Below are 13,840 nucleotides of genomic sequence, written 5' to 3' on the forward strand. Positions count from 1 at the left end.
CCTAGACCTCGTCCGGCCCATGCCCGCCGCCCCGCCCCCCACGCTTGACGCCCCGCAGCCCCTCCGCATATCCTGAACGAACGGTCGGTAAATAAATCTGCGGCCGTCCAGAAGGACATTGCATAGGAGCAACCATGGCAGCGCAGAACCTGCAGTCAGTGCCCGCAGAGCCCCAGGCGGGAGCAGCCCAGGAACAGGCCCGGCAGCACCAGGCGGACGGCCAGGCCTACTTTGACCGCGTCATGGCGGAGGATTCCCGGATCGAGCCCCGGGACTGGATGCCCCCGGCCTACCGGAAGACACTGCTGCGTCAGATCTCCCAGCATGCGCACTCGGAGATCATCGGCATGCAGCCCGAAGCCAACTGGATCTCCCGCGCCCCCAGCCTCAAGCGCAAGGCCATCCTGATGGCCAAGGTCCAGGACGAGGCCGGCCACGGGCTGTACCTCTACTCCGCCGCGGAGACGCTCGGCCAGTCGAGGGACCAGATGATGGCGGACCTGATCGCCGGCAAGGCCCGCTACTCAAGCATCTTCAACTACCCGGCCCGGACCTGGGCGGACATGGGCGCCATCGGCTGGCTGGTGGACGGTGCCGCCATCTGCAACCAGGTTCCGCTGTGCCGTGCCTCCTACGGACCGTACGGCCGGGCGATGGTCCGCGTCTGCAAGGAGGAGTCATTCCACCAGCGCCAGGGCTTCGAGATCCTCCTGGAACTCGCCAACGGCACCCCGGAACAAAAGCAGATGGCGCAGGACGCCGTGGACCGCTGGTACGCCCCGGCCCTGATGATGTTTGGCCCGCCGGACGACGATTCGCCAAACTCCAAGCAGTCCATGGCCTGGAACATCAAGCGCTTCAGCAATGACGAGCTCCGCAGCCGGTTTGTGGGAATGATGGTGGAGCAGGTCCGGGTCTTGGGCCTCACGCTCCCCGATGATCAGGTCCGCTTCAACGAGGACACCAAAAAGTGGGAGCACGGCCCCCTGGACTGGAACGAGTTCCAGGAGGTCCTGGCCGGCCGCGGTCCCTGCAACGCCCAGCGCCTGGAACGTCGCCGGGAAGCGCACGACGACGGCGCCTGGGTCCGCGAGGCAGCGGCCGCCTACGCAGCAAAACAGCAGGCCAAAGAGACAAAGGAATTCGCAGCATGACGCCACCACACGGAAACCCCGATGCCCCCGTCAGCGCCGCCAGGGAAGTAGCCGAAGAAGCCGCGAAGGTCCCGGCCGGAACCCCCAGCCCGGAAGCAGCAGCCAAGGAAGCGGGAGTCCGGAACGGCTGGGGCCTCTGGGAGGTCTTTGTCCGCTCCAGCCGCGGCCTGAGCCACGTCCACGCCGGCTCCCTGCACGCGCCGGACGCCGCCATGGCCCTCCGCAACGCCCGGGACCTGTACACGCGCCGCAACGAGGGCGTCTCCATCTGGGTGGTCCCCGCGGATGCCATCGCCGCCAGCGACCCGGACGCCAAGGGATCGTTCTTCGAGTCCCCGCAGGGCAAGGATTACCGGCATGCCACGTATTACACCAAGAGCGAAGGGGTGAAGCACCTGTGACCCGCACCGGAACCAACACGGCACAGGAAACCGGCCACGGCGACATCTCCACCGGGGTGGCCGGCAGTGGCGACAGCAACGCCAGCGCCACCCGCATCACCCCCGGCAACGCCCTCCGCCCCGAGGACATCGCCCTGGAGGTCCGCACCGGCCAGGTCAAGCCCACCGCAGACGTCGCCGAGTACGCGCTCCGGCTGGGCGACGACGCCTTGATCCTGTCCCAGCGCCTGGGCCACTGGATTTCACGGGCCCCGGAGCTGGAGGAGGATGTGGCCCTGGGCAACATCGCCCTGGACCAGCTGGGCCACGCCCGGTCCTTCCTCACCTACGCGGCCGGCGGGATGGACAACCCGGACGGCACGGCCAGGACCGAGGATGACCTGGCCTACTTCCGCCGCGAGCACCAGTTCCGCTCCGCGCAGCTGTTCGAACAGCCCAACGGCGACTTCGCCGTGACCATCGCCCGGCAGTTTATGGTCAGCTACTACCAGTTCGAGCTGTACCGCCGGCTCACCGAATCCAGCGACGCCACCCTGGCCGCCATCGCCGCCAAAGCAGTCAAGGAAGTGGATTACCACCGGGACCACAGCGCCCAGTGGATCCTGCGCCTGGCCGGCGGCACCGAGGAATCCCGCCGCCGGATGATCCACGGGCTGCGCCTGATGTGGCCCTACGTCAACGAACTGTTCCAGGACGATGACCTCACGGAGCGGCTGGCCCAAGCCGGTGCGGCAGTGCTGCCGTCCAGCCTGCGGGAGGACTTTGACCGGCTGGCCGGCGAGCTCCTGGCGGCGGCGGAACTCGAGGTGCCGGAGGTTCCGGCAGCACCCGGCGGCGGCCGCGCCGGCAAGCACTCCGAACACCTGGGCTACCTCCTCGCGGAGATGCAGGTCCTGGCCCGCGAGCATCCCGGAGCCAAGTGGTGACCGCCGTGGCAATGGAACGTACGACGGCGGCCCAACAGGTTTGGGACATCGCCGCCACCGTGTGCGATCCGGAGATCCCCGTCCTCACCATCGCTGACCTGGGGATCCTCCGCGACGTGCAGGTGGCGGGGGAGCGCGTCACGGTCACCATCACGCCCACCTATTCGGGCTGCCCCGCCATGGACGCCATCCGTGACGACCTCCAGGCCGCCTACGCCAAAGAGGGTTACGCGGACGTGCACGTGGACCTGGTGCTCGCCCCGGCCTGGACCACCGACTGGATGACGGACGCCGGAAAGCAGAAGCTGCAGGAGTACGGCATCGCACCGCCTACCGGGCTGGCGGGCGCGGCCCGGCACGCAGGTCCCATCCGGCTGCAGATGGCCGTGAAGTGCCCGCAGTGCGCCAGCCTGCACACCAAGGAACTCACCCGCTTCGGTTCCACGTCCTGCAAGGCGCTCTACGTCTGCCAGGACTGCAGCGAACCGTTCGACTACTTCAAAGTCCTGTAAAGGAAGCACCCCATGACTGTTGTCCGCCAGAGCGCCGCCGAAACGGCGGAGGCCACCGGCCGCCGTCGTCCGTCCTTCCACACCCTCACCGTGGCGGAGGTGCGCCGGCTGACCGACGATGCCATCGAGGTCACCTTCGGGGTGCCCCAGGACCTGGCCGGGAAATTCGACTACCTCCCAGGCCAGTACGTTGCCCTGCGCACCACGCTGCCGGATGCTGACGGCGAACTCCATGAGGTGCGGCGCAGTTACTCCATCTGCGCCGAGCCGCGCAGCTTCGCGGACGGGACCAGTGAGATCCGGGTGGCCGTGAAGCAGGACCTGGGCGGGCTGTTCTCCACGTGGGCCAACGCCGAGCTGAAGGCGGGGGACACCCTGGAGGTGATGAGCCCCATGGGCGCGTTTGTGTCCAAGCACGGCCGGGACGGCTCGGTGGAGCAAAACGTTATGAACTCCATGAACCACCCGGAGGACCTGGCAGGGGAGGCGGGCAGCTTCGTGGCCATTGCGGCGGGGTCCGGCATCACCCCGGTGATCGCCATTGCCCGGACGCTGCTAGCCAACCCTGACACCCGGTTCGACCTGATCTACGCCAACAAGGCCGCCATGGACGTGATGTTCCTGGAGGAACTTGCGGACTTGAAGGACAGGTACCCGCAGCGGCTGGCCATCCACCACGTGCTGTCCCGCGAGCAGCGGATCGCGCCGCTGCTGAGCGGCCGGATTGACGCGGAGAAGCTGCAGCAGCTCCTGGGCACCGCCATCCACGCGGACGATGTGGACGAATGGTTCCTGTGCGGGCCGTTCGAGCTGGTGCAGCTGTGCCGGGACACCCTGGCGGAGCGCGGCGTGAAGCCGGAGAACGTCCGGTTCGAGCTGTTCACCTCCGGCAAGCCGGACCGTCCGGAAGGCCAGGCCGGCCGTCCCGTGGTGGTGGACGAGTCCCAGGATACCTACAAGATCACGTTCAAGCTGGATGGCCTGCAGGGTGAGGTGGCCACGCCCACCCATGCCCGTGAGTCCATCCTGAATGCAGCCCTGCGGGTCCGCCCCGATGTGCCGTTCGCGTGCGCCGGGGGAGTGTGCGGGACCTGCCGCGCCAAGGTGGTCAGCGGCAGCGTGACCATGGACGAAAATTACGCGCTGGAGCAGGATGAGCTGGACAAGGGCTACGTGCTCACCTGCCAGTCGCACCCCACCAGCAAGGACGTCACGCTGGACTTTGACGTCTAAGCCCCTTCGCCGGAATCCTAGGAGCAACCCATGATTTCCCTTTCCATCAGCAACAACGTGGCCGAGGTGGTGCTGGACGCGCCGCACAAGCTGAACTCGCTGGATGAGCAGGCGCTGCAGGATTTAACACAGGCGTACGACGACGCCGCTGCCGCCGCCTCCCGCGGCAAGGTCCGGGCCCTGCTCCTTCGGGGAGAGGGCCGGGCCTTCTGCGCGGGCCGCGACATTTCCGGGGTCACGCCGGAGAATGACGACGCCGCCGCTTACCTGGGTGGGCTGGTGGAGCCGCTGCTGCAGAAGATGGCAGCGTTCCCGGCGCCCACGTTCGCCGCCGCGCACGGAGCCTGCCTGGGGGTGGGGCTGGGCCTGCTGCTGGCCACAGACGTGGTGTACGTGGCGGAGAACGCCAAGTTCGGGTCGCCGTTCGCCAAGCTGGGGGCCACGCTGGATTCCGGCGGGCACTGGTACTTCACCGAGCGCCTGGGCATGCACCGCACGCTGGACTTGATTTACACAGCGGAACTGATCAGTGGCGCGGAGGCTGTGGCGCAGGGAATGTTCAGCCGGACCATGCCGGCCGATGAACTTTTGGGGTCAACGCGGCAGATTGTGGCGCGTGTGGCGGCAGGCGCAACAGAGGCGTTCACGGCCAGCAAAGACCTGGTGGCGCACATCCGGGACCAGCGCCTGGGCCTGTGGAAGGCCATGCAGGAGGAGAACGCGGAGCAGGCCCGCCTGTGCTCAACGGACGATTATGCCGAAGGGTTCCGGGCCTTCCAGGAAAAACGGGCACCGCAATTTACCGGCGGCAAATTGCCATCCGCCATGCTTGATTTGTAAGGTTCAGCTATGACTATGGGGAGAGCTATAACCAAAGCCGTCATTCCTGCTGCCGGATTGGGGACTCGCTTCCTGCCCGCCACCAAGGCAATGCCGAAGGAAATGCTGCCGGTTGTTGACCGGCCGGCCATCCAGTACGTGGTGGAGGAGGCCGTGAATTCGGGCCTGACTGACCTGCTGATGATTACGGGACGGAACAAGCGTGCCCTGGAGGACCACTTTGACCGGGAACCCGGCCTGGAAGGTGCCTTGGAGCGGAAGGGTGACACGGACAAGCTTGCCGCCGTGGAGCACGCCTCCAACCTGGGGCCCATCCACTACGTGCGCCAGGGTGAGGCCAAGGGCCTGGGCCATGCGGTGCTGTGCGCCAGCCAGCACGTGGGCAACGAGCCGTTCGCGGTACTCCTGGGGGATGACCTCATCGATGAGGCCGAGTCCTTGCTGAGTACCATGATGGAGGTCCAGCAGAAGACCGGTGGATCGGTGATCGCCCTGATCGAGGTTGACCCCTCGCAGATCAGCGCCTACGGCTGTGCCGACATTTCCGTGGTGGCGGGCGAGGACTACGTCCGCGTGAACTCCCTGGTGGAAAAGCCCGCTGTGGGCGAGGCGCCGTCCAACCTGGCCGTGATCGGCCGGTACGTGCTGCACCCGGCCGTGTTCGGTGTCCTGGAGAACACCCCTCCGGGCCGCGGCAACGAAATCCAGCTGACCGACGCGCTGCAGACCCTTGCCGCGGGCGAGGGCAACGGCTCCGGCGTGTACGGGGTGGTCTTCAAGGGCCGCCGGTACGACACCGGCGACAAGCTCAGCTACCTCAAGGCCGTCATCACCCTGGCCTCCGAGCGCGTGGAATTCGGCGAAGACCTCAAAAGCTGGATGAAAGCCTTCGTCAACTAGCTTTAATCAACGCTTTTCACAGGTCCGCTGCCGCAAGGCGGCGGGCCTGTTTTATTTTGATGGCAGCGGTGGCAATGAGCGCGCCTATGACTGCGCCTGACGTGTTTGTCATGAGGTCAATGGGGCTGGCAAAACGGTCCTGGAGAAACAGCAGCTGGCCCAGTTCAATGCAGCAGGAAAGCAACAGCCCCACCAGCCCGCCTGCCACCAGCGTTTCCGGAAAAAGGCAAGGGCGGCCACAAATCCGAGCGGCACAAAAAGGGCCACGTTGGCGGACATTTCCACAAAACGGTAATTGACCCAGCGGGGGATTCCGTGCCGGTGGAGCCGGCGCAGGAAGTCCTGCAACTCATTGCCCACGGGCGCATCCACCGGCGTGGGCCAGAAGGCCACAAAGGCCAGGGGGACCATCATGGCCAGCAGGACCGCCTGCCAGAGCCGGTGGTTGTCCAGGAGCCTCACCGGGCCGCCTGGAGCCCGCGGAGGCAGGCCAGAGGCAGGCAGGTGTGTGGTGTGCTGCGCCATGGTCTCCCCATAGGTCCAATCAGTACCACAGGCGGAGCAGTCCACCGCAGGGGTTTCGGGGTTAAATGTGGAAAGTGGGCGGCTTTCCGGTTTCCCGGGGCCGCCCACTTTCCGTGGTGCTTGGTGAGGCTGCTAGTTAGGCAGCAACCTCGGACTTGGCCTTGCGGCGGACAACCACAACAGAGGTTGCACCGGCAGCCAGCGCGCCCGCGCCAACCAGGGTCCAGAGGATCAGGCCGGAATCCGCGCCGGTGTTGGCCAGGCCGGAGCCCGTGTTGGCCAGCGGAGCGCCGCCACCGGCGTTGCCGGATGCGTTGCCGCCGGTGTTGGCCAGCGAGGCTGCAACCTTTACAACAACGGGACCAACGGTGATGCCGGAGGTCACGCCACGGGCGGTGATGCTGTAAGTGCCTGCTTCGTTCAGGGCGAGCGGGATGGAGAAAGCGCCCTGGGCATCGGTGGTGGTGCCGAAGGTCTGCGGTGCCGTGAACACGCTGATCACGGAGGCGACGGATGTGGTGCCCGCGCCCTGTGCAGACTCATCCAGCGGCGTTACGGTGACAACAACTTCCTCGTTCGGGAACAGGCCCGAGCCGGTGAAGATGAACGTCTGTCCCGGTGCCGGCGTACCGGTGGTGACAGCAGCGGCCGGCGGAGTCACCGGGTACTGGGCGGCCATGGCGGGAGCCGAGCCGATGAGTGCAATGGAGCCCGCAAGCGCGATGGTAGCGAGTGCTTTTTTCATGTGTGTCCCCCCGGAGACTTTAAGTTTTGTTGGTACCCGATTAGGAGTTTTCCCCCTCCGCACTAAGACCAGGTGCAGAACTACGGATATTTATCCCACTGCAGACGTTACCAGCAGTCATTCCGTGTGAGCAACGTCAATCCATACGGTTTACATAGTGTTAACGCGATGGTCTTATTTTCAGCCACATACAGACTCAAGATTTGGCAGGATTACGTCTTTGACGGGCTGCACTGTTGGTGTGACAACCAGTGAAGGTTCCGTATGCTGCACGATCTTTCCGAACGTGAAGTCGACCGTTTTGCTTTCACCGGGTGCCAGGCGGATGGCGTATACACCAACAGGCCTGTCGCCATGGAGATATGGAGCGAACCCCACTTGCTTGCTGCCGTCGGTAACTGTCTCCACATTTGCCTGCACGGGGCCGTAAGCTACGAGGTTGGTTTGCACGGATCCTGGGGGCACGCCATATATTCCGTCACCGGTCACATACGACGGAAGGGATGTTGCGGCGTCTAGGGGGGCCGTATTGGTGCTGGTCACTCGGACCGTGGTCTGCTCGTACCCGTCACGTGCACATTCCTTTACCAACTGCACAGTGCGCTTGATGTAGTAGTCCATCTTGGCGCCTGTTCCGTCGTTGAAATAGACACCAAATTCGGCCGGAGACACACTGGGGCCATTGATCGACCCGCTGAGCGGGTACTCCCGAATGATTTCCTGTTCCTGGGTGGTTCCAGACCAGACGAGTACACGACCTTCTTCCGCGCCGCGCATGAACCCTTCAACTAAGCCCGTGGCGTCTCCTTTACCGTCAGCCAGTGCGGCGAATATTTCCTGTGCAACGCCAGCGAAATATGCGTCCTGCCTCGTCGGCTGTTGGATCTTTGAATAGACATCAGACAACAATGTCCGCACCACGTTCTGGCTGGTCAATTGGGTTGGCAGATTCCCTCGTGCCAGTGTTACAAGCTCAGGGTTTGTCAGGGTTACAGGTCCCGTTGCATCCAGAATGTAACTGAGAGTCACCGGATCGATGGATATAACTCCACTAACCGCCTGTCCTGTTTTGCGCTCCCACATAGCCTGCGCAGTCGAAGCGGCCGTCGGAAAATCCGGAGTCAAGTTCACATCCTGCATGAACTTGCCCAGGCGACCCGAGTAAATTCCAAGTTGCTCGGGATCAGTAGGCACGATGGGTGACATGATGCCGACCTCGGTTGCACTGCTTTGCTCGCCCAAAGTCAACTTGCCGTTTTCTAAGGTGAGCACTGCCAAAGCGCCGGGAATCCCGCCGGAGGCTCTAGCCTCTGCGTTGTTTTGGATCATTAGCAAGTAGTCGCGGGGAGCCTCCGACCCGAGCATGGACGGCAGGACTTTGGAGGCGGATGCAGCAGCATCAAGTGTTCCGCTTACCGTGGCTAGCTCGTTCTTGGCTCGGTTCAGCGGTGCCGCTACTTGCGTCAGGAGCTTGCTTACATCTATCTGGTCAAGTCGGTCGGCGGACGAACGAACCGCGTAGGCCGCACTCGCGACGCTCGGCGATGCTGTCTTGAGCGGCCCCAAATCTGTCCCTGAACTGTTTGGCAGCAGGCTGTCCCAGTTAAGGGAATTGAAGACCTTCACCAAGGGCGTCAAGCCCAAAGTGGCAACATCGTCGGCTGAGCGCGCAACTTCTGAAACGGCACTGAAGTTTGGCCCCGCTAGCGGCAGTGTTGATGCAAGATTCCAGATCGGATCGTTGGCGGCGTCTCTCGCTGCACCTGTGTGTAGACGAATCTGCTCCACGGTCGCCGTGGCCTCGTCCCGACCATTACCTGTTATCTGATTCTTCAGCGTCGCGATTAATTCCGTTGCTTCGTTTAGCTCATCGTTTATTACTGATGCCCTTGAGCCGAGCCATAAGGTGGCGGCCGAAAGAAGAACAAAAAGCATCGCCACCAACGATATCGTTGGGACGAGCCGTCGCCCAAAAGCCGCGGTCTGAAGTTTTTTGCTCCTGCCGGCATCCATTGGGGAAGTTTTGCCGCGTTCTGGATCAGCCATCGTTTACGGACGCCTCATGCCGCGGTAGTTCCATCCCGCGACCCGCCAATTGACCGGGTCCAGAACAGCGCGTCCTTCAAATATCCGAGGCGAGCCGACCGTGTTGGACAGCTCACATGGACCGAGCTCACGGTACTCGCGCCAATCAGTCAGCAGAAGTAACGCGTCTGCATCTTGGACAGCGACATCGCTATTTGCCTTGAGGGCCACCCGTCCTGCGTCTTGCACGGTTCCCAGATAACCGCAGCCTATGACAGAAATTCGCATGGTCATTTCCTTCCCCCGGAGGGCATTAATGCAAGTTCTTAACTCTAGTAGGCACCTGTGCTGCGGAATACCGCACGCACTGTTCGAAGCAAGATAACTAAGTCGCCCGTGAGAGACCAGTTCTCCACGTAGTAAAGATCGAGCCTGACGGAATCCTGCCAAGAGAGGTTAGAGCGGCCGCTTACCTGCCACAATCCCGTGAGTCCGGGCCTAACCAAGAGCCGTCGGCGGACATCGTGCTCGTAGGCTTCAACTTCTCGAGGCAGCGGTGGTCGTGGTCCGACCAAACTCATTGATCCACCAAAGATGTTGAAGAGCTGGGGTAGCTCATCCAAGCTGTATCGGCGGAGTACGCTGCCTATGCGCGTTACACGCGGATCATCCTTAATTTTGAAGAGGACTCCGCTGCCCTCGTTCATATGAGTCATATTCTGGAGCTGCTTCTCGGCATCAACAACCATGGACCGAAACTTCAGCATCCTGAAGTGCGATCCTTCAATGCCCACTCGATCCTGCTTAAAGAGCACCGGGCCAGCACTGTCAAGCCGAACCATCACGGCAACTATGGCCATTATCGGTGATGCGATAACGATCAACATTCCCGACACGGCAACATCGAACAACCGCTTGGCGACGCGTTGACCACCCTCGAGTGTCGGAGTGGTCACGTGAATCAGAGGGAGGCCGGCAACCTGTTGCGTGTGTATTCGCGGACCGGCAATGTCCGTTAGAGCTGGTGCCATAATCAAGCCGATATTGCGCGAAGCAAGCTCCCAACCCAGGTGGCGGAGGGTCTGAGGGTGAAGTTGGACGCCCGCGGACACTGCAACGGCGTCCGCGCTGCATGAGGTGATCGCTTCGAGAATCAGCTTTGGATCAGGGCTGGTGCCCAGGATGGGTAGGCCGGACGTCGAATTGTGGCTTTGCTGGTCCGTGGCACCGGGGGAGTATGCGGCAACGGGCAAGTATCCGGCATGCTTTGAGCGTGTAAGCGACTCTGCCAGGTGCGCGACGGCACCCGGACCGCCCAGGAGTAGTAGACGCTGCATGCTTTTGCCGCGTTGACGGTCGACATTGAGGTGCTGACGAACGAGCCACCTTGCAAGGAGTAGCCCGCAGAGTCCAGCAGGAAGGGCAACCCCGACATATCCGCGGGCTGTATCAATCCTGAAGACATAGGAAAATATAGCGACGGCGCCGAACAGCCAGAGGGAGGCAGCAGCGACACGTTTGTACTCCTCGGCGCCACTGCCTAGGACGCGGTAGTTGCGGCTAGTCCATGCGCCAAGCATTAGCCACCACGTTAGGATTAGAAAGCCGGAAAGCCACCCGTACGTGGCTTCCTGTCCACTAATGCTTGGACCTGGGTCAATGCCAAATCGTACGACATACGCGCCAAGCACGGCCCAAGTGATGACGATGGCATCGACGACTCCGAGACGGCGGGATACTCTAGCCCGCCAATCCACTTCTTGATTCAAAGTGCCCCCCATTGTTTCGGCCGGGCTCGTCCACTGACGGTCGGAGCCCATGTCTGGGCTTCCTCGCCTCATCAGTCTCAGTTCTCCCGAGAATCGTGTCTTCAGCGGATGACAGCAATCCTTGCAAGGCCTGTTGATAATGGTCGCTGATCCTTGCTGAGTGTGCAAATATGTCGGTCCATACGCGGAAATGGGAATCAAAAGAAGAATCCGTGGAGAGAACTCTGCAAGGCCGTTGTTGCGGTGTAACGAAGCTCACAAGGGCGCGGTCTACTGTCTTTCACGTTTGCCCTATATTTGAGGCATGGGCTGGGGACAATATAAGAGTCAGAATTGACGGCGCGCTTGCGGCCGGTCGTGCATGTAACCGAAAGTTTCGGCGGTGGCGTGGCTGCAGCGATACGCGACTACTGCAGAAACTATTCTTCGGCCGAGCATCATCTGGTCTACGCTCCGAGAGATGACGCACCCGTCGAGGAGACGGATATTGCAGACTTCGCCTCTGTTACGAGGCTCAGGACGGGCCACGTTCGTCGGGTCAGAGACCTGCGTCGTTATTTCAAGAGCCAACCCGCGGCGATTGTCCACGCTCACTCAAGTTTTGCCGGAGCCTACGTTCGAGCGGCGATTGTCAAAAGTGATAGCCGGCCGATCATATACACCCCTCACTGCTATGGCTTTGAGAGAAAAGATAGCAGCGTATCCCACCGTTTTATATATTGGGCCATGGAATGGCTTCTTTCGTTCAATACCACGGCATTTGCTGCCTGCTCTAAAAGGGAAGAAGCACTCTCCAATTGGCCACTCGCTTCGGCTCGCAGCATTCATGTTCCTAACGTCGCGTCACAGGACCTTGAGGAGTCCGCTGAGCTGCACTTTCAAGATGTGGTGACGAGAGTGGTCGGTGCTGGCCGCTTGGGTCCTCAAAAGGATCCTGCGTTCTTCCGAGACTGCGTCATCGACCTTCGGAAAGCGGGGTTTGATATAGATGCAGTCTGGATTGGGGGTGGCGACCCGGAAACTGAACTTATGCTTACGAACGCCAATATTGAATTAACAGGTTGGCTGCCACGTAGCGGGGTCTTGGACCAGCTCAAGGCCGCGGATGTCTACATTCATTCTGCAAAGTGGGAGGGTTTTCCCATCGCAGTTCTTGAGGCATCACTCATAGGGGTTCCCGTTGTTGCCAGAAGGATCGCAGCCTTTGACGGCGTGGACATGCCAGTACTTATCGACTCCCCAGCTGACTTGGTAGAGGAGTGGCGGAGTCTCATTTCCTCCAGCTTCCGCAGGAACATGGTGAAACTAACTGCCGAGGCGCTTGCGGATTGCAACGACGAGGCCCAGGCAAACGCACTCGGGAACCTTTACCGACGCCGGTGACTACTTGGGGCGCTGAGCTCCACAGGTAGTCTTCCGGTCCACCGGCAGGGCTTCTGGCGGCGTCCTCCGAGGTACTAGGCATAAGTACTGTGATCAACTCAGCGGCAAACTTGGTCTAGTTATTTGATAGCAAGCCACGGTGTAGATTCTGGTGCCTCTGCTTAGGTGCGCGGCGCCCGTGTTGCGCCCTTTCGTCCTTCTTGAGGCTGGCTCCGCCGCGCAAGGAGTATGACGAGACTGTGGCAAAGAGAAGGGGAAGCCAGTACTGCTGCTGATCGTAGAATGCTGATCCGAGAGCATAGACAATTATTGCAGCGATGATTGCGGCCTCAGAGGACCTCTCGCCGGTAGACATAGCGCTGACAATCCGGCGGAGAAGAAGAAGCGTGATTGCCGCTATGGCGACGACCATAGCAAGGCCGCCTTGGTACCAGGCGTGCAGGATGTAATTATGCACGACTGTAATGCCGTTGAAGGTTCCCTGGTTCATGGAGTCCATTCCGACGCCGATAAATGGGTCCTGCTGTATATAGGTCCACGCGAAAGCATATGTCTGCTGACGGATTCCGAGCGACGCTACTCCGTCAGTTTCTCCAGTAACAACGTCGATGCGGTGACTCACTGGAGCGAATAGCGCCGATGGGTCAAAGCCGATGGTTAGTGAAATCATGATGACTGCCACGATGCAAGCCGATCCTATGAAGATGGTGCGAAGTCCTGCCCGACGGGCCGCGATTAGAACGATTAGCGCAGCGGCCATTGAGAGCAAAGAGCTAAGGCTACCTGTCGCGATCAAGGCCGCAAGGTTGATACCCCCACAGACAACAAGTAGCGCACGGAATCTTGGGCTAACTGAGCGATAGACCGTAATAATCAGCACAATCGCAATTACTGACATAAGGCCCTGCACATTTGGATGTCCTGCAAGACCGTTCGCTCGTCCACTGTTTGCGCTAGCACCCAGAACTGACATGCCGGCAACCTGGGCCAAAGCTGCAATCGCTGAAATGGACTGAACGAGCAGGAAGGCGGTTGCGGCCCGAGAAGCAAATGACTTGGAATGAACAAAGTAGTATCTCAGAACGAAAGGTGTTATACCCAATAACACCGCCAGCGCTCCAGCCGTGCGGAGGCTGGCAGTGATGTTGCTTGAGGTCCCGGATATAGCGCCAGCGACCACAATGCTTATTCCTGCGAATATCCATACCGCTGCGCCTGGTAGCGAACGAGCGCGTCCGAAAAGTAATGACGCAGCTATGAGACCGATGATCATCTCGGGCAGCCATGAAATGCCCGATTCGGCAGCAAATCGATAAACAGGCACAATTCCTGCAACCAAGACCCAAGCCCACGATCCCAGCGTCGCCTTCGCAGATGGAACGACCGGCGTCATCGAAGTGATGGCTTTTGTCGCGACGGACAGCCTA

The 13,840-nt window shown here is 61.3% G+C and carries 15 protein-coding genes; 8 read left to right on the top strand and 7 right to left on the bottom strand.

All coding sequences use genetic code 11. The features are described 5' to 3' along the window. Positions 1-134 precede the first annotated feature (134 nt). The 7 genes from paaA to galU are packed head-to-tail and all read left to right on the top strand — an operon-like array spanning position 135 to position 5,966. Positions 135-1,154 carry a 1,2-phenylacetyl-CoA epoxidase subunit PaaA gene (paaA, locus tag QRN07_RS04650; RefSeq protein ID WP_285240454.1) on the top strand — a complete coding sequence of 340 codons (1,020 nt, stop codon included), beginning with the start codon at positions 135-137 and terminating at the stop codon, positions 1,152-1,154. Beyond that, entirely contained in the window at positions 1,151-1,555 is a 405-nt protein-coding gene (gene paaB, locus QRN07_RS04655; protein WP_056596652.1) for a 1,2-phenylacetyl-CoA epoxidase subunit PaaB, read from the top strand. The genes paaA and paaB overlap by 4 nt, the downstream gene beginning before the upstream one ends. Further along, positions 1,552-2,481, top strand: coding sequence for a 1,2-phenylacetyl-CoA epoxidase subunit PaaC (gene paaC / locus QRN07_RS04660; RefSeq protein ID WP_285240455.1), 930 nt, complete (start codon positions 1,552-1,554; stop codon positions 2,479-2,481). The genes paaB and paaC overlap by 4 nt, the downstream gene beginning before the upstream one ends. Positions 2,482-2,492: 11 nt before the next feature. Then, entirely contained in the window at positions 2,493-2,993 is a 501-nt protein-coding gene (paaD, locus tag QRN07_RS04665) for a 1,2-phenylacetyl-CoA epoxidase subunit PaaD (RefSeq protein WP_285240489.1), read from the top strand. A gap of 12 nt (positions 2,994-3,005) precedes the next feature. Continuing rightward, complete coding sequence (paaE, locus tag QRN07_RS04670) at positions 3,006-4,226, top strand: 1,2-phenylacetyl-CoA epoxidase subunit PaaE (RefSeq protein WP_285240456.1); 1,221 nt, start codon at positions 3,006-3,008, stop codon at positions 4,224-4,226. A gap of 30 nt (positions 4,227-4,256) precedes the next feature. Beyond that, positions 4,257-5,066 (top strand): enoyl-CoA hydratase/isomerase family protein, encoded by an 810-nt coding sequence (locus tag QRN07_RS04675; RefSeq protein ID WP_285240457.1) that lies wholly within the window; start codon positions 4,257-4,259, stop codon positions 5,064-5,066. A gap of 9 nt (positions 5,067-5,075) precedes the next feature. After that, the gene (gene galU / locus QRN07_RS04680; RefSeq protein ID WP_285240458.1) at positions 5,076-5,966 is read left to right on the top strand and encodes a UTP--glucose-1-phosphate uridylyltransferase GalU; all 891 of its coding nucleotides are present in this window, start codon (positions 5,076-5,078) and stop codon (positions 5,964-5,966) included. A gap of 16 nt (positions 5,967-5,982) precedes the next feature. Here galU and QRN07_RS04685 read toward each other — a convergent pair whose 3' ends face one another. The 6 genes from QRN07_RS04685 to QRN07_RS04705 form a co-directional block, all read right to left on the bottom strand. Further along, the gene (locus QRN07_RS04685; RefSeq protein WP_285240490.1) at positions 5,983-6,159 is read right to left on the bottom strand and encodes a VanZ family protein; all 177 of its coding nucleotides are present in this window, start codon (positions 6,157-6,159) and stop codon (positions 5,983-5,985) included. Then, positions 6,075-6,428 (bottom strand): VanZ family protein, encoded by a 354-nt coding sequence (locus QRN07_RS04690; RefSeq protein WP_285240495.1) that lies wholly within the window; start codon positions 6,426-6,428, stop codon positions 6,075-6,077. The genes QRN07_RS04685 and QRN07_RS04690 overlap by 85 nt, the downstream gene beginning before the upstream one ends. Before the next feature lie 199 nt (positions 6,429-6,627). Then, positions 6,628-7,236 carry an LPXTG cell wall anchor domain-containing protein gene (locus tag QRN07_RS04695; RefSeq protein WP_285240459.1) on the bottom strand — a complete coding sequence of 203 codons (609 nt, stop codon included), beginning with the start codon at positions 7,234-7,236 and terminating at the stop codon, positions 6,628-6,630. Positions 7,237-7,416: 180 nt separating this feature from the next. Beyond that, on the bottom strand, positions 7,417-9,282 hold the full coding sequence (locus QRN07_RS04700) for a DUF4012 domain-containing protein (protein WP_285240460.1): 1,866 nt from the start codon (positions 9,280-9,282) through the stop codon (positions 7,417-7,419). Positions 9,283-9,285: 3 nt separating this feature from the next. Further along, positions 9,286-9,555: a UDP binding domain-containing protein gene (locus QRN07_RS19820; RefSeq protein WP_502934776.1), complete on the bottom strand. Its 270-nt coding sequence runs from the start codon at positions 9,553-9,555 to the stop codon at positions 9,286-9,288. A gap of 38 nt (positions 9,556-9,593) precedes the next feature. Beyond that, entirely contained in the window at positions 9,594-11,042 is a 1,449-nt protein-coding gene (locus tag QRN07_RS04705) for a sugar transferase (RefSeq protein ID WP_502934778.1), read from the bottom strand. Positions 11,043-11,417: 375 nt separating this feature from the next. Here QRN07_RS04705 and QRN07_RS04710 point away from each other — a divergent pair, with 375 nt between their 5' ends. Then, the gene (locus QRN07_RS04710; protein ID WP_285240461.1) at positions 11,418-12,413 is read left to right on the top strand and encodes a glycosyltransferase; all 996 of its coding nucleotides are present in this window, start codon (positions 11,418-11,420) and stop codon (positions 12,411-12,413) included. Positions 12,414-12,528: 115 nt separating this feature from the next. Here QRN07_RS04710 and QRN07_RS04715 read toward each other — a convergent pair whose 3' ends face one another. Then, positions 12,529-13,806 (bottom strand): O-antigen ligase family protein, encoded by a 1,278-nt coding sequence (locus tag QRN07_RS04715; RefSeq protein ID WP_285240462.1) that lies wholly within the window; start codon positions 13,804-13,806, stop codon positions 12,529-12,531. Positions 13,807-13,840: the final 34 nt, after the last annotated feature.

The organism is Pseudarthrobacter sp. MEB009 (assembly GCF_030208875.1).
Classification (GTDB): Bacteria; Actinomycetota; Actinomycetes; order Actinomycetales; family Micrococcaceae; genus Arthrobacter.

Coding starts and splice junctions, on each gene's coding strand:
- QRN07_RS04715 (WP_285240462.1), bottom strand. CDS start 13,806: ATGACGCCGGTCGTTCCATCTGCGAAGGCGACGCTGGGATCGTGGGCT.
- paaE (WP_285240456.1), top strand. CDS start 3,006: ATGACTGTTGTCCGCCAGAGCGCCGCCGAAACGGCGGAGGCCACCGGC.
- QRN07_RS19820 (WP_502934776.1), bottom strand. CDS start 9,555: ATGACCATGCGAATTTCTGTCATAGGCTGCGGTTATCTGGGAACCGTG.
- paaD (WP_285240489.1), top strand. CDS start 2,493: ATGGAACGTACGACGGCGGCCCAACAGGTTTGGGACATCGCCGCCACC.
- paaA (WP_285240454.1), top strand. CDS start 135: ATGGCAGCGCAGAACCTGCAGTCAGTGCCCGCAGAGCCCCAGGCGGGA.
- QRN07_RS04700 (WP_285240460.1), bottom strand. CDS start 9,282: ATGGCTGATCCAGAACGCGGCAAAACTTCCCCAATGGATGCCGGCAGG.
- QRN07_RS04705 (WP_502934778.1), bottom strand. CDS start 11,042: ATGGGGGGCACTTTGAATCAAGAAGTGGATTGGCGGGCTAGAGTATCC.
- paaB (WP_056596652.1), top strand. CDS start 1,151: ATGACGCCACCACACGGAAACCCCGATGCCCCCGTCAGCGCCGCCAGG.
- galU (WP_285240458.1), top strand. CDS start 5,076: ATGACTATGGGGAGAGCTATAACCAAAGCCGTCATTCCTGCTGCCGGA.
- QRN07_RS04675 (WP_285240457.1), top strand. CDS start 4,257: ATGATTTCCCTTTCCATCAGCAACAACGTGGCCGAGGTGGTGCTGGAC.
- QRN07_RS04695 (WP_285240459.1), bottom strand. CDS start 7,236: ATGAAAAAAGCACTCGCTACCATCGCGCTTGCGGGCTCCATTGCACTC.